Genomic DNA, 14,442 nt, shown 5'->3' with positions numbered 1-14,442 from the left:
AGTGATGCTCGACACCGCACCACACGGCGCCGGGAGGCCGAACATGACCGCTCAGCACGAGACCGTTCGCGACGTCGTACCGACCGAAGTCCCGAGCCAGCGAGACGCGGCGACCGACGTCGTCGCGGCGCTGAAAGCGCACGTCACCGGCGACCTGATGGACATCGTCGTGGACCTCGACGCCGGCGACGGGTGCCGGCTCCGCGACGCCCGCGACGGCACCGAGTACCTCGACATGACGATGTTCTTCAGCTCCGCGCCGCTCGGGCACGGCCACCCCGGCCTGCGCACGTCCGAGTTCGAGGCGGACCTGGTGCGCGTCGGACGCGTCAAGCCGTCCAACCCGGACTTCGCCACCGCCGAACAGGCCCGTTTCGCCGAGACCTTCCGCCGCGTGGTCGGCGTCCCCGAGCTGCCGCTGCTGTTCTTCATCGACGGCGGCACCCTCGCGGTGGAGAACGCGCTGAAGGTCGCTTTCGACTGGAAGACCAAGGTCAACGCGCGCAACGGGATCGCGGTGCGCGGCAGCCGCGTGCTGCACCTGGAGCGGGCCTTCCACGGCCGCAGCGGCTACACGCTCTCGCTGACCAACACCGATCCGTCGAAGATCCGCGACTACCCGATGTTCGACTGGCCGCGCATCCCCAGCCCCGCGATCGAGCCGGGCGAGCGGTGGGACAGCGCCGAGCTGCTGCCGGAGGAGACGATCGCGCTCGACGCCGCCCGCGCCGCGCTGCGCCGGTACGGCAACGAGATCGCGTGCTTCGTGTACGAGCCGATCCAGGGCGAGGGCGGCGACCGGCACCTGCGGCCGCAGTTCCTGCACGCGGTGCAGGAGCTCTGCCGGGAGCACGACGTCCTCACCGTCGCCGACGAGGTGCAGACCGGCGCGCTGACCGGGCGGGCCTGGGCGCACGAGGCGCTCGGGCTGGAGCCGGACCTGGTCGCGTTCGGCAAGCGCCTGCAGGTGTGCGGGGTGATGGGCGGGCGCCGCGTGCTGGAGGTCGACGACAACGCCTTCCGCGAGGCCAGCAGGATCAGCTCCACCTGGGGCGGTTCGCTGGTCGACATGGTCCGCGCGACCAGGATCCTGGAGGTCGTCGAGCGCGAGGGCCTGTTCGAGCACAGCAGGCAGATGGGCGAGCTGCTGCTGGGCGAGCTCCGCGACCTGGCGGCGGAATTCCCGTCGGTGATCCGCGACCCGCGCGGCCGCGGCCTGATGTGCGCGATCACCTTCCGCGACCCGGCCAAGCGCGACCGCGCGCTGACGATCGCCCGCGACAGCTATCGCACGCTGTTCCTGCCGTCGGGTCCGGACGCGCTGCGCTGCCGTCCGCCGCTCTCGGTCCGGCCGGAAGAGATCGTCGACGCGGTGGCCGCGCTCCGAAAGACCCTGGCCGACCTGGCCTGAGGGGGCGGGACCCGCGAGCGGTCGTTCCCGGCCGGGGGTGACCGCTCGCGGCTTCCCCTGCTCCGCGCTGCCGTGCCTGGGCATGGGCGATTTCGCGCGAAATCGCCCATGCCAACGCGTGCCGAGTGGAGATTTCGCGCGAAATCGCCGTTCCCCACGCGTGCCGGGCGCCGTTTTCGCGCGAAACCGTCACCCGCCCCTCACGCCGGGCGCCGGTTTCGCGCGAAACCGGCGTCATCCCGACCTCAGATCCAGCCTTCCTCCCAGGCGCGGCGGGCCGCTTCGTGCCGGGTGGCGACGCCGAGCTTGGTCATCGCCGCCGACAGGTAGTTGCGGACCGTGCCGGGCGCCAGGTGCACCGCCGCCGCGATGGTGGCGATCGTGCCGCCCTGCAGGGTGTGCCCGAGCAGTTCGAGTTCCCGGTCGGTGAGCGGGCAGGCGCCGCCGGTCAGCGCGCTGGCCGCGATCTCCGGGTCGATGTAGCGGGCGCCGGCGTGCACGTCGCGCAGGATCACGGCCAGCCGGGATGCGGGCGTGGTCTTGGGCACGAAGCCGCGGATGCCCGCGGCGAGCGCCCGCTTCAGCACCCCGGGGCGGGCGTGCCGGGTGACCAGCACGATCGGGAGCTGCCCGTCGAGGCGCTGCGTGGCCTGCACGCCGTCGAGCTCCGGCATCTCCAGGTCGAAGACCGCGATGTCCGGCGCGTGCTCGCGGACCGCCCGGAGCGCTTCCGCCCCGTTGCTGCACTGGGCGACTACTTGCAGGTCCGGCTCCAGGTCGAGCAGCGCGGCGAGCGCGCCCCGGATCAGGTCCTCGTCGTCGGCCAGCACCACACGGATCACGAAGTCCTCCCGGGTTCGTCGGCGGAACCGCGCAGCTCGAACCGGTCCGCCATCCGGATCGCGTCGACCCGCCCGCCCAGTGTGCCGAACCGCTGGCGCAGCCCGTCGATGCCGGACCCGGCGTCGCCGTTCGGCGGGTTCGGGCGGTCGTTGCACAGCACGACCTGCGTGCGCGGGCCGTCGACGGCGATGACGAGCTCGCAGTTCTCGGCGCGCGAATGCCGCAGGATGTTGGTGGTGCCTTCGCGCACCAACGCGCCGAAGAGCGGTTGCAGCGGCGGCGGAACCATCGCCGAGTCACCGCGCACCGTGGTCCGGACGCCGGCGGCCTCCAGGATTTCGCGCGCGTTGTCGAGTTCCGTGATCAGGTTGCTGCGCCGGTAGCCCTGCACGACCTCGCGGGTGTCCTTCAGCGCGGTCCGCGCGAGCTCGGCCACCTCGGCGGCCTGGGCGCGCGCCCGGTCGTCGTCGGCGCCGACCAGGCGCTCGGCCAGCTCCGCCTTCAAGGCGATCGCCTGCAGGTGGTGGCCCTGGATGTCGTGCAGATCGGCGGCGAACCGGAGGCGTTCCTTGGCGACGGCGAGCTCGGCGCTGACGGTGCGCGCCCGGTCCAGCTCCAGCACGATGTCCCAGAACCAGACGGCGGCGAAGACCAGCGAGATCACCGCGGCCACGGCGACCACGGCGGGGACGGCGGTGACGACGGCGAGCATCGGGTGCGGCAGTCGCGGCAGGGCCGCGAGCCCGGCGACGGTGCTGATCAGCAATGTGGCCGCGACGGCCAGCTGCCACCGGAACCGGTGCGGGCCGGCCGCGATGTGCGCCGCGGCGAGCCCGCCGACCAGCACCGACCAGATCAGCCCGCCGCCGTCCTTGCTCAGCGCGTACGCCATGGCGGCGAGGGCGAGCACGAAGATCGCGACGTGCAGGACCGGACGCGACGTGCCCTGGCCGAGACCGCGCATCAGGCTGATCGACAGGATCGTGCCGTCCACCGCGATCACGACCAGGGCCAACGCCAGGACGACGATCTCGGGCGTGCCGTAGAAGCCCTCCCGCGCGCCGGTCACGAGGTTGAGCACCGGGAACAACGCGTACATCGGCATCAGCGGTACGAGCGACCACCACGTGTAGCGGCGCAGTCGCACTATGCGGCGCGGGTCGAACTGGGCGGGGTCGGGTTCGCTCACCGGTCCAGCATCCTGCATCCGTCCCGCCCCGCTCGCCGATTCCGGCATGACATCAGTCATCAATTTCCCTGACAGGACTCGCGATCGCGGCTGACGGAACGCTCTACCGGCGCGAATGCGATCCGGCGAACCTTGATGGCATGACGACACCAGTGATCAGCGTCAACGGACTGCGTTGCCGCTACGGCGATTTCGAGGCGGTCCGCGGGATCGACTTCGACGTGCACTCCGGTGAGCTGTTCGCGCTGCTCGGCACCAACGGGGCGGGCAAGACGACGACGCTGGAGACCATCGAGGGGCACCGGGCGCCCACCGCGGGCGCGGTGCGGGTCTTCGGCCAGGACCCCCGGCGGGATCGCTCGGTGCGCCGCCGGACCGGGATCATGTTGCAGGAGGGCGGTTTCGCCGGCGATCTGACGGTCCTCGAAACCGCCCGGCTCGGCGCCGCGCTGACCTCCCGCAAGTCCGATGTGGACGAATCGCTGGCGGCGGTGGGGCTGGCGGCCCGGCGCGCGACGCGGGTGAAGCAGCTCTCCGGCGGCGAGCGCCGCCGGCTGGACCTCGCGCTCGCCCTGCTCGGCGATCCGGACCTGCTGTTCCTGGACGAGCCGACCACCGGCATGGACCCGGAATCCCGCCGCGCCACCTGGGAAATGGTGCGCGCCCGCCTCGCGCGGGGCACCACGGTGCTGCTGACCACGCACTACCTGGAGGAGGCCGAACGGCTGGCGCACCGGCTGGCGATCATGCACCAGGGCCGCATCGCGGTGTCCGGCAGGCTGGTCGACGTGCTGGCCTCCCAGCAGGCGCGGATCAGCTTCGACCCCGGCGACCGCGTCGAGCTCCCGCCGCTGGCCGGGACGGCGACGTGGACGGGCACCCGCGTGGAGGTCCGGACCCCGGCCCTGCAGCGCGACCTGCACGCGCTGCTGTCCTGGGCCGACGGACGCCTGGACCTCGCGGGCCTGCGCGCGCACCAGGCGTCGCTCGAAGACATCTTCCAATCCGTCCGCCAGGAGGTGGCCGTCCCATGAGCACAGCCGTGCTCGCATTGAGCAGCGCCGAGTGGAAGCTGCTGATGCGCAACAAGACCGTGGCGCTCAGCGCGACCCTGATGCCGCTGCTGCTCGGCCTGCTCCTGGGCACCAGCGTGCCGGACAGCGCCGACCTGCAGGTCTGGTCCGCGACGCTGACCACGCAGCTGCTGGCGGTGCAGGGCCTCACCGTCTACTTCACGGTGACCACCGCGCTGACCAGCCGCCGCGAGGACCTGTACCTGAAGCGGCTGCGCAGCAGCGAGCAGTCGGCCGCGACGATCCTGACCGGGCTGCTGAGCCCGGCGGTCCTGCTCGGGTTCGGCCAGATGATCGTGCTGTTCGGGATTTCGGTGGGCCTGGGCGCGCCGCTGCCGGCGAGCCCGGTCGCGCTGGTGCTCGCGATGATCCCGGGAGTGGCGCTCGCCGTCGCGGCTGGGGCGGCGACGAGCGGCCGGACGTCCACCGCGGAGCAGGCGCAGATCACCACGATGCCGTGGCTCATCGCGCTGCTCGGCAGCGCGGTGTGGGCGTCGCTGAGCAGCTCGCCGGCCGTGGTGCTGCTGCCCGGCGGGGCCTTCGGGGACCTGGTGCACCGCGCGATGTCCGGGGTGGACCTGCTGGGCGGGCTTCCGGCGCTGGGCGTGCTGGTGGCCTGGACCGCGGTGCTGGGCCTGCTGGCCCGCGCCTGGTTCCGCTGGGAACCGCGCGCCTGAAGGTGACGTTTCCACTGGTCGCGGGCCGTGAGTGTTTTGTGTCGCTATGGCAGCACAAAACGCTCACGGCCTGGTAGCTGCGCTCAGCGCCAGGAGGGGAGCCAGAGCTCGGCCTGCCAGTGCTCCTGGGTGATCGGCTCGCCGTTGAGGATCGGCCACAGCCACACGAAGTTCGCCACCACGAGCCCCACGTACAGCGACACCGCGAGCAGCCCCGTCTGGCGCCGCTCCAGGTGGTCGCGCGCCGTGCCCAGCACCTCGCCCAGCACCAGCACGATGCCCAGCACCAGGAACGGGGCCAGCGGCGTCGCGTAGAAGAAGTACATCTGCCGGTCCAGGTTGGTGAACCACGGCAGGTAGCCCGCCCCGTAGCCGACCAGGACCGCGGCGTAGCGCCAGTCCATCCTGCTGGTCGCCCGCCAGACCGCCCAGCCCGCGACGGGCAGCGCCAGCCACCACATCGCCGGCGTGCCGATCAGCATCGTCGCCCCGACGCAGTTGGACCGGCCGCAGCCCGTGATCCCCGACTCGTAGTAGTAGAGCATCGGGCGCATGCCCATCGGCCACGCCCACGGCTTCGACTCCCACGGGTGCGGGTTCTTCGGCGTGACCAGGTGGGTGTGGAAGTCCAGCACGTTGAGCTGGTAGTACAGCATTGACCGCAGCGCGTCGGGCAGTGACCCGAAGCCGACGTCGTCGGCGGTGATCACGGCGTGCCGGTCCGTCGCCGTCTCGCTGGCGAACCAGCCCGCCCAGGTCGCGAAGTAGACCAGCAGCGGGATCGCCACCAGCGACCACAGCGCCGGGGCGGTGTCGCGCACCAGCGCCGCCCGCCACGGCCGCCGAACCCCCGCCGCGCGCCGCGCCAGCGCATCCCAGACGACGCTGAGCAGGCCGAACGCCATGATGTAGTAGATGGCGTTCCACTTCACGCCGCAGGCCAGCCCGAGCATCAGCCCGGTGCCGAACCGCCACCAGCGGAACCCCAGCCGCGGGCCCCAGCCGCTCGGGTCCAGCCGGCCCTCGACGCACACCTGCCACATCCGGCTGCGCACCTGGTCGCGGTCGGCCAGCAGGCAGGCGAACGCGGCGAGCAGGAACATCGCCTGGAACACGTCGAGCATCCCGACCCGGGACTGCACGTGGCTGAGCCCGTCGCAGATCAGCAGCACGCCGGCCACCGCGCCGAGCAGCGTGGACCGGGTCATGCGGCGCGCGATGCGCACGACGAGCAGCACCATCACCGTGCCGCAGAGCGCGGCCATGATCCGCCAGCCCCACGGGTTGTAGCCGAACAGCCACTCGCCGATCGCGATCAGCTGCTTGCCGACCGGCGGATGCGCGACCAGCTCGTAGCCGGGGTTGTCCTCGTAACCGCCGTTGCGCAGCATCTGCCACGCCTGCGGCACGTAGTGCTTCTCGTCGAAGACCGGGGTGCCCTCGTTGGTGGCGCGCCCGAGATCCCACAGCCGCACGAGGCCCGCGACGACCGTGACCGCGATCGTCACCAGCCAGCCGCGCAGCCGGTCGGTGGGCATCGTCACGTCGAGCAGCGGACGCGGATCGGTCTCGCCCGGCTGCCGGGCCGGTGGCCTGCGGCCGACGTTGACGAGTTCGTCGGCGCTGCGGCCACCGGGATTGGGGACGAGGACGCTCACAGCCCCCGATCGTAGGAGACCAGCCGCGAAGTCGGTGGCCCGCCGCCCCGGGCGGCGTGCCCGCGGAAATACGCTGTGCGGTTATGGACTCCGGCACGCTCCTGCTCGCCGCCACTCCGCTCGGCGACGCCCGCGACGCTTCGGCGCGCCTCATCGACGCGCTCGGCTCGGCCGACGTCATCGCCGCGGAAGACACCAGGCGGGTGCGCGCGCTCGCCAGCGCGCTGGGCGTCACGCCCGGCGGCAAGGTGGTCAGCTACTACGAGGGCGTGGAAGCGGCGCGGGCGCCGATGCTGCTGGACGCCCTGCGCGAGGGCCGCACGGTGCTGCTGGTCACCGACGCCGGGATGCCCAGCGTGTCCGACCCCGGGTACCGGCTGGTGGCGGCCTGCGTCGCCGAACAACTGCCGGTGACCTGCCTGCCAGGACCGTCCGCGGTGACCACCGCGCTCGCGGTGTCCGGGCTGCCGTCGGACCGGTTCTGCTTCGAGGGGTTCCCGCCCCGCAAGCAGGGCGAACGCCGCCGCTGGCTCGGCCGGCTGCTCGCCGAGGAACGCACCTGCGTGTTCTTCGAGGCGCCGCACCGGCTCGCCGACACCCTGGCCGACGCCGTCGAGGTGCTCGGCGGGTCGCGGCGAGCGGCGGTCTGCCGCGAGCTGACCAAGACCTACGAGGAGATCCGCCGCGACAGCCTCGCGGAGCTCGCCGCCTGGGCCGCCGAAGGCGTGCGCGGCGAGATCACGGTGGTGCTCGGCGGAGCCGAGCCGCCGGCGTCCACCGACCCGGCGGAGCTGGTGGCGCAGGTGGAGGAGCGCGCCGCCGAAGGCGTGCGGCTGAAGGACGCGGTTGCGGAGGTCGCGGAGCTCGCGGGCGTGCGGAAGAAGGAGCTGTACGACGCGGTCCTCGCCGCCCGGCGGTAGAGACCCGGCCGGGTTCTCGGGCAAGATCGAATGATGCGATGTGCGGTGCTGGGCCTGCATTGGCAGGTCAACGTGATCGAGCCCGAGGGATTCTTCGGCGGGATGCTGGCCGAACCGGTGGCCCGCAGCGGCGTGGTCGAGCGCGCCGCGCGGTTCCACCGGGCGGCCGGCGAGGCCGGGGCCGAGCTGGTGTTGACCCGGTTCACGGTGCCCGTCGGGGAGGGCGGATTGGTGCGCAACACGGCGTTCATGCGCGCCGTCGGCGATGCGCAGGAGGCGTTCCGGCCGGACGCGCCGGGCTCCGGGCTGATCGCGGCGATGGCGGACTCGGGCGCCCGGGTGGTGGACAACCAGCGGCTCTCCGGCCTGGCGGGCAACGACCTCGTGCCGTGGCTGCACGAGCAGGGCATCGACACCCTGCTGATCACCGGCGTGGCCACGAACCTGACGGTCGAGCAGACGGCCCGGCACGGCACCGATCTCGGCTTCACCGTGCACGTGGTGCGCGACTGCGTGGCGGCGGCCGACGAAGCGGTGCACGCCGCGTCCCTGGCGAACCTCGACCTGGCAACGGCGGGCGGCCTGACCGCCGAAGAGGGCCTGGCCCTCCTCGGCTGACGCGCCCGGGCGCGGCTTCGTCCGGGGTTGTTCTGCGCGCCGTTTTCGCGCGAAAACGGCGCTCGCCACGCCTGCGGGGTGACGGTTTCGCGCGAAAACGGCGCCCCGCCCCGCGCGGCTTGGGCTCTCCGAAGCCAGAAGGCCGCCCGCGCCACATGCCTGACCCGTAGCGCTCAAGACGGCCTGCGGCTAGCGGTCCAGCAGGGACAGGACCGGGGCGGCCTTGGTGAGCACTTCCTGCCATTCCCGGTCCGGGTCGGAGTCCGCCGTGATCCCGCCGCCGACGCCCAGGTGCAGCACGCCGTCGGCGAATTCCAGGGTGCGGATGGCGACGTTGAGCTCCATGCCCGCGACGGGCGAGACCATGCCGACCGCGCCGCAGTAGACGTCGCGCGGCTGCGACTCCAGCTCCGCGATCAGCTCCAGCGCCCGCGCCTTCGGCGCGCCGGTCACCGACGCGGGCGGGAACGCCGCCGACAGCAGCGCCGAATTCGGCAGCTCAGCAGGGATTTCCGCCCGCACGTCCGACACCAGGTGCCACACGCCGGGGTGCGGCTGCACGTCCAGCAGCCGGGGCACCGTCACGCGCCCGACCTCGGCGACCCGCCCGAGGTCGTTGCGCGCCATGTCCACGATCATCACGTTCTCCGCAACGTCCTTTGTGGACGCGCGGAGCAGTTCGGCGTTGCGGTCGTCCTGCGGTCCCCGCCGCGGCAGCGTGCCCTTGATCGGGCTGGAGCGCACCACCCTGCCGTGCCGGGCCAGGAACAGCTCGGGCGAGAACGACGCGACCGCGCCCCACGACCCGGCCACGTAAGCCGCCCGCGCGGGCTGCAACCGCGCGCTGCCGGCGGCGAACACCTCCAGCGGATCGCCCCGGAACGGCACCGCGAACCGGCTGCAGATGTTCGCCTGGAAGATCTCGCCTCCGGCGATCTCCTCCACGCATCCGCGCACGGCTTTGCCGTGCCGGTCGGCGTCCGGTCTGCCGACCGGCCCCGCCTCCCAGGCGGCCTGCGGCGGATCGCCTCCGGCGACCACCTCGGCGAGCTCCGCGACCAGGCCCGGTTCTGGGGCGCCGAGCGCCTCGAACCACCACTGCCCGTCCGGGTCGAGCCGCAGCACGTGATCGGCCCAGCCCCACGCGGCGAGGGGCAGCCGGCGGGGTTCGGCGTGCCGGCCCGGGTCGGTGAGGCCGTAGCCGAGGTAGCCGATCCAGCCGCCGCCGACCGGGCCGGGTCGGGCCTGGCACGTCGGCGTGTCGGTGGTGGTGAAGGCCCGGTCCGGTGTGGTGGCGTCGATCCGCACCGACGGGGCGAGGACGGCGGAGCCGCCGAACCAGTCGCCGGTCAGCGCGGCCGGCGGCGGCAGCCCGCGGCGGCGAGCGCGGGCCGCGAGGCGCCGCAGCACCTGGGCTGCGCTCGCCTCGCCGTCAATCGGACGGGTGAAGACCGGCACGCCGACAGTATGACCGCGCACCGAGCCGGGACCACAGCCCCGGTTACCGCTGTTTGCACTGGTCAATCAGGTGGGCGCGGCTCGGGGAGTGGTCGAGGTCATGCCCCGGCCAGGATCCCGGGCCGCCGGGCAGCGCCGCGAGCTCACCGCGGCTACCTGCGCGAACGCCTTTCCCACGCGACGTGTCCGCCGTGCGTACGGTGTCCGCATGGTGCGTGTGATCGGTGCGACCAGGATCACGAGGATCACCGGCGAGGACTCCTGCAACAGCACGGCCAGCCGGTTCGGCATCCGCGCGACGGACCTCGGGATCATGTGGGACGACGGCCGGGGAGGCGTGCTCGCGGCGTTCGGCGACACCTACGGCGATGGTTGGGGCGGGCACGGCGCGGGCCCCAAGAGCGCCGACTGGCGGTACAACGTGATCGCGCGGTCCACCAACACCGATCTGGACGCGGGCCTGAAGTTCGACTCGGTCCTGTCGCGCGAGGACGGCATGGCCGGTCAGGCGCTGCCCGGGGACCGGACCGGGGTGCGCGAGCACACCGTGATCCCGACCGCGGGGATCGCCATCGGCGGCCGCAACTACCTGCACTACATGTCCGTGCGGCGGTGGGGGATGCCGGGCGTGTGGCACACGAACTACGGCGCGCTCGCGTACTCCGACGACGGCGGGGCGACCTGGACGAAGTCGGAGACGGCGGTGTGGCGGAACTCGCGGCAGCCCTGGCTGAGCCGGTTCCGGCGCCGCGACCCCGGCGGTCACCCGTTCCAGATGATCGGTTTCGCCGGCGTCCTGGACGGCCGCGCCCACCTGCTCGGCACCCCGAGCGGCCGGTTCGGCGCCGGGCACCTCGCTCGCGTCGGCGCCGGCGACCTGCTCGACCCGGCGGCCTACGAGTACTGGACCGGCACCGGCTGGGGCGACGACCCGCTCGCCGCCGCGCCCGTGCTGCCCGCGCCGGTCGCCGAGCTGTCGGTGCAGTACAACCGGCACTTCGACCGGTGGTTCGCGGTGCACCTCGACGAGCGGCGCGCGGCGATCGTGCTGCGCACGGCGCCGGAGCTGACCGGTCCGTGGACCGGCGGCGAGGTCGTGGTGTCCGGCGCCGACTGCCCGGGGCTCTACGGCGGCTTCCTGCACCCGTGGGCCGCGGACCGGCCGGCGATCTACTTCACCCTGACCCAGTGGGGCCCGTACAACGTCGATTTCTTCCGCGCCGACCTGGCGTGATCCGGCGCCTCATCGAGCAACGCAGAACCCGTGCGCACTTCTTGTCGCTATAGAGACTGTTGTGAACCCGTTGGCACAGTGGTGAGTCGTCGTTGGCTGGTGTGGAGTCAACGGCCTGTTCGCCTCGGTAGGTGAGGTGAACGGTCCGTTCGCTGCGGTCGTCTGGTGTTGGTGGGCGTGGGCTGGTGTGGAGTGAACGGCCTGTTCGCCTCGGTAGGTGAGGTGAACAGGCCGTTCACCTCACCGCATCGAAGCCACCAGCCGACCTACCACGACCCCGCGCCGCCACATCCAAAACAGCCTCTGTAGCAGCACAAGGTGCGCACGGGTCTTGAAGTCGCGCGTTCTCTTGGCGGCTGGGCCGTCGGGATGATGTTGCGGTCGGCCGCGTCACTTCCTGGTTCCGAGCCCGTTGTGCATCGGAAAGCCGCACGACGAGGCGAGGTTGAAGATGCGCATCAGAGGTGTCCTGGCCGCCGTCGCGGCCCTGCTCGCGGTCACCGCCGCCGCGACGCCCGCGACGGCCCAGCCCGACGCGGTCGCCGCGCCGTCCGGCGTGAACGACTGGAGCTGCCGGCCCAGCGCCGAACACCCGACGCCGGTGGTCCTGGTGCACGGCCTCGGCGGTGCCGCCACCACGAACTGGGCGTACCTGGGGCCGGTGCTGGCCGACCAGGGCTACTGCGCCTTCGCCCTGACCTACGGCCTCCCGCCCGGGGTACCGCAGATCACCGGCGGATTCGCGCCGATGGAGGAGAGCGCGCCCGAGCTCGCCGACTTCGTCGACCGGGTGCTGGCCGCCACCAGCGCCGGGAAGGTCGACCTGGTCGGCCACTCCGAGGGCACCGTGATGCCGCAGTACTACCTGAAGTTCCTGGGCGGTGCCGAGAAGGTGCAGCGCTACGTCGCGATCACGCCGCTCTACGACGGCACCACGCTGCAGAACACCTCGGAGCTGCTGGACCGGCTGGCCGAGGAGCTGCCGGTCGTCGGCCAGGTCCCGGACGTGCTGTGCGGTTCGTGCCGCCAGTTCTTCAAGGACTCCGAGTTCATGACGAAGCTCAACGCGGACGGCGCCGCAGTGCCCGGCATCGAGTACACGACGATCATGACCAAGTACGACCAGCTGGTCACCCCGTACACCAGCGGCCACCTGGACGCGCCGAACGCGACCAACATCGTGCTCCAGGACGTCTGCCCGCAGGACTTCTCCGAGCACGTCGCGGTGGCGTTCAACCCGCACGTCGGGCGCATGGTGCTCAACGCCCTCGACCCGGCCGGGGCCCAGCCCGTGCGGTGCTGAACCCGGTCGTCGGCGGCCGCTTCCTCCCTCGCCACCCTCGTCACTCGCACCGCTACCGGCACTGCTGCGCGGGACGAGCCCGGAACACCTCCATTAACGAGAACCGGTTCGAGGTCACGACCCCTCGAACCGTAGGCTGAGCACCATGAGTGCCTCTGTGTTGACCGCTGTGGCCTGGCCCTATGCGAACGGTCCACGGCACATCGGCCACGTCTCCGGTTTCGGTGTGCCCTCGGACGTCTTCTCTCGCTACCAGCGAATGGCCGGCAACCGGGTGCTCATGGTGTCCGGGACCGATGAGCACGGCACGCCGATCTCGGTGCAGGCCGAGAACGAGGGGCTGACCACCCGCCAGCTCGCCGACAAGTACAACCGGGTGATCGCCGAGGACCTGCAGGGCCTCGGCCTGTCCTACGACCTGTTCACCCGCACCACCACGGGCAACCACTACGAGGTCGTCCAGCAGATCTTCCTCGCGCTGTACCGCAACGGCTACGTGCTGCCGAAGACCACCACCGGCGCGATCAGCCCGTCCACCGGCCGCACGCTGCCTGACCGCTACATCGAGGGCACCTGCCCCATCTGCGGCTACGACGGCGCGCGCGGCGACCAGTGCGACAACTGCGGCAACCAGCTCGACCCGGCCGACCTGATCAACCCGGTGTCCCGGATCAACGGCGAGAAGCCGGAGTTCGTCGAGACCGAGCACCTGTTCCTGGACCTGCCCGCGTTCACCGAGTCGCTGGGCAAGTGGCTGTCCACGCGCACCGGCTGGCGGCCCAACGTCCTCAAGTTCGCCCAGAACCTGGTCGACGACATGCGTCCCCGGGCGATCAGCCGGGACCTGGACTGGGGCGTGCCGATCCCGCTGGACGGCTGGCGCGACCAGCCGATGAAGCGGTTCTACGTCTGGTTCGACGCGGTGATCGGCTACCTGTCGGCCAGCGTCGAGTGGGCCCGCCGCACCGGTGACGCGGACGCCTGGAAGCAGTGGTGGACCGACCCGGCCGCCCAGGGCTACTACTTCATGGGCAAGGACAACATCACCTTCCACGCCCAGATCTGGCCGACGCTGCTGATGGGCCACAACGGTCAGGGCGACCGCGGCGGCGAGGTCGGTCCGTACGGCGAGCTGAACCTGCCGGACGAGATCGTCTCCAGCGAGTTCCTCACCATGAGCGGGTCGAAGTTCTCCACCTCCCGCGGCACGGTGATCTACGTGCGGGACTTCCTGCGCGAGTTCGGCCCGGACACCCTGCGGTACTTCATCTCGGTCGCCGGGCCGGAGAACCAGGACACCGACTTCACCTGGGACGAGTTCGTCCGGCGCACCAACTTCGAGCTGGCCAACGAGTGGGGCAACCTGGTCAACCGGTCCATCTCGATGGCCGCGAAGAACAACGGCGCGGTGCCCGCGCCGACCGCGCCCCAGGCCGCCGACGAGGAGCTGAAGGCGTTGTCCCGCAATGCCTTCGACACCGTCGGCGGGCACCTGCAGCGGTCCCGTTTCAAGGCCGCCTCGCAGGAGGCCATGCGGGTCGTGTCGGCGGCGAACAAGTACCTGTCCGACCAGGAGCCGTGGAAGCTCAAGGAGGACCCGGACCGGCGGGACGCCGTGCTGCACACGGCGCTGCAGGTGGTTTCCGACGCCAACACGCTGCTCACCCCGTTCCTGCCGCACTCGGCGCAGAAGGTGCACGAGCTGCTCGGCGGCACCGGGGTCTGGTCGGCCCAGCCGGAGATCCGCGAGGTGACCGACCTGGACGACCCGGGCATCGAGTACCCGGTGCTGATGGGCGACTACGCCGGCGAGCAGGCGGCGTGGCGGTCCACCGAGATCGAGGTCGGCCGGCCGCTGCAGAAGCCGACGCCGCTGTTCGCCAAGCTGGACCCGAAGCTCGGCGAGACCGGCCCGGAATGGGCCCCGATCGAAAGCTGATCACCCGAGGCGAGGGGCACCCGTGAAACCCGCGGGTGCCCCTCACCCGTGGAACCCCGGTTTCAATTGCAACCGGGGTCCCACCCGAGGTCCGGCCCCGGTTTCAGTTGAAACCGCGG

12 protein-coding genes are annotated in these 14,442 nt (G+C 71.9%); 8 read left to right on the top strand and 4 right to left on the bottom strand.

The features are described from left to right. The first annotated feature begins 43 nt into the window (after positions 1 to 43). Positions 44 to 1,411 (top strand): L-lysine 6-transaminase, encoded by a 1,368-nt coding sequence (gene lat, locus AC07EQ_RS35370; protein ID WP_478392169.1) that lies wholly within the window; start codon positions 44 to 46, stop codon positions 1,409 to 1,411. Between the two features lie 245 nt (positions 1,412 to 1,656). Here lat and AC07EQ_RS35365 read toward each other — a convergent pair whose 3' ends face one another. Continuing rightward, the gene (locus tag AC07EQ_RS35365) at positions 1,657 to 2,253 is read right to left on the bottom strand and encodes a response regulator transcription factor (protein ID WP_478392168.1); all 597 of its coding nucleotides are present in this window, start codon (positions 2,251 to 2,253) and stop codon (positions 1,657 to 1,659) included. Then, on the bottom strand, positions 2,250 to 3,443 hold the full coding sequence (locus AC07EQ_RS35360; RefSeq protein WP_478392167.1) for a sensor histidine kinase: 1,194 nt from the start codon (positions 3,441 to 3,443) through the stop codon (positions 2,250 to 2,252). Before AC07EQ_RS35360 ends, AC07EQ_RS35365 begins: the two co-directional genes overlap by 4 nt. 140 nt (positions 3,444 to 3,583) lie before the next feature. Here AC07EQ_RS35360 and AC07EQ_RS35355 point away from each other — a divergent pair, with 140 nt between their 5' ends. Next, the gene (locus AC07EQ_RS35355; RefSeq protein ID WP_452637146.1) at positions 3,584 to 4,477 is read left to right on the top strand and encodes an ABC transporter ATP-binding protein; all 894 of its coding nucleotides are present in this window, start codon (positions 3,584 to 3,586) and stop codon (positions 4,475 to 4,477) included. Then, complete coding sequence (locus AC07EQ_RS35350; protein WP_478392166.1) at positions 4,474 to 5,193, top strand: ABC transporter permease; 720 nt, start codon at positions 4,474 to 4,476, stop codon at positions 5,191 to 5,193. The genes AC07EQ_RS35355 and AC07EQ_RS35350 overlap by 4 nt, the downstream gene beginning before the upstream one ends. Before the next feature lie 83 nt (positions 5,194 to 5,276). Here the strand turns inward: AC07EQ_RS35350 and AC07EQ_RS35345 are convergent, their stop codons facing one another. Beyond that, on the bottom strand, positions 5,277 to 6,851 hold the full coding sequence (locus AC07EQ_RS35345) for a dolichyl-phosphate-mannose--protein mannosyltransferase (protein ID WP_478392165.1): 1,575 nt from the start codon (positions 6,849 to 6,851) through the stop codon (positions 5,277 to 5,279). An 83-nt stretch (positions 6,852 to 6,934) separates the two neighbouring features. On the opposite strand from AC07EQ_RS35345, the gene rsmI reads away from it, so the two are divergent. Together rsmI and AC07EQ_RS35335 are read left to right on the top strand one after the other, a co-directional pair. Then, a complete protein-coding gene (rsmI, locus tag AC07EQ_RS35340) occupies positions 6,935 to 7,771 on the top strand; it encodes a 16S rRNA (cytidine(1402)-2'-O)-methyltransferase (RefSeq protein ID WP_132492870.1) in 837 nt (278 codons plus the stop codon). A 33-nt stretch (positions 7,772 to 7,804) separates the two neighbouring features. Further along, positions 7,805 to 8,389, top strand: coding sequence for a cysteine hydrolase family protein (locus tag AC07EQ_RS35335; RefSeq protein WP_478392164.1), 585 nt, complete (start codon positions 7,805 to 7,807; stop codon positions 8,387 to 8,389). A 189-nt stretch (positions 8,390 to 8,578) separates the two neighbouring features. On the opposite strand, the gene AC07EQ_RS35330 is transcribed toward AC07EQ_RS35335, so the two are convergent. Then, positions 8,579 to 9,847: an aminodeoxychorismate synthase component I gene (locus tag AC07EQ_RS35330; protein WP_478392163.1), complete on the bottom strand. Its 1,269-nt coding sequence runs from the start codon at positions 9,845 to 9,847 to the stop codon at positions 8,579 to 8,581. Positions 9,848 to 10,055: 208 nt separating this feature from the next. On the opposite strand from AC07EQ_RS35330, the gene AC07EQ_RS35325 reads away from it, so the two are divergent. From AC07EQ_RS35325 to metG, 3 genes are all read left to right on the top strand, one after another. Further along, positions 10,056 to 11,081, top strand: coding sequence for a DUF4185 domain-containing protein (locus tag AC07EQ_RS35325; protein WP_478392162.1), 1,026 nt, complete (start codon positions 10,056 to 10,058; stop codon positions 11,079 to 11,081). A 451-nt stretch (positions 11,082 to 11,532) separates the two neighbouring features. Then, positions 11,533 to 12,384, top strand: a complete 852-nt coding sequence (locus AC07EQ_RS35320; protein WP_478392161.1) for an esterase/lipase family protein — start codon at positions 11,533 to 11,535, stop codon at positions 12,382 to 12,384. 145 nt (positions 12,385 to 12,529) lie between these two features. Then, positions 12,530 to 14,323, top strand: a complete 1,794-nt coding sequence (gene metG / locus AC07EQ_RS35315) for a methionine--tRNA ligase (RefSeq protein WP_478392160.1) — start codon at positions 12,530 to 12,532, stop codon at positions 14,321 to 14,323. Positions 14,324 to 14,442: the final 119 nt, after the last annotated feature.

The sequence above is a fragment of the Saccharopolyspora sp. NPDC045839 genome, assembly GCF_056431645.1.
This window is presented reverse-complemented; position numbering and strand designations above follow the sequence as displayed.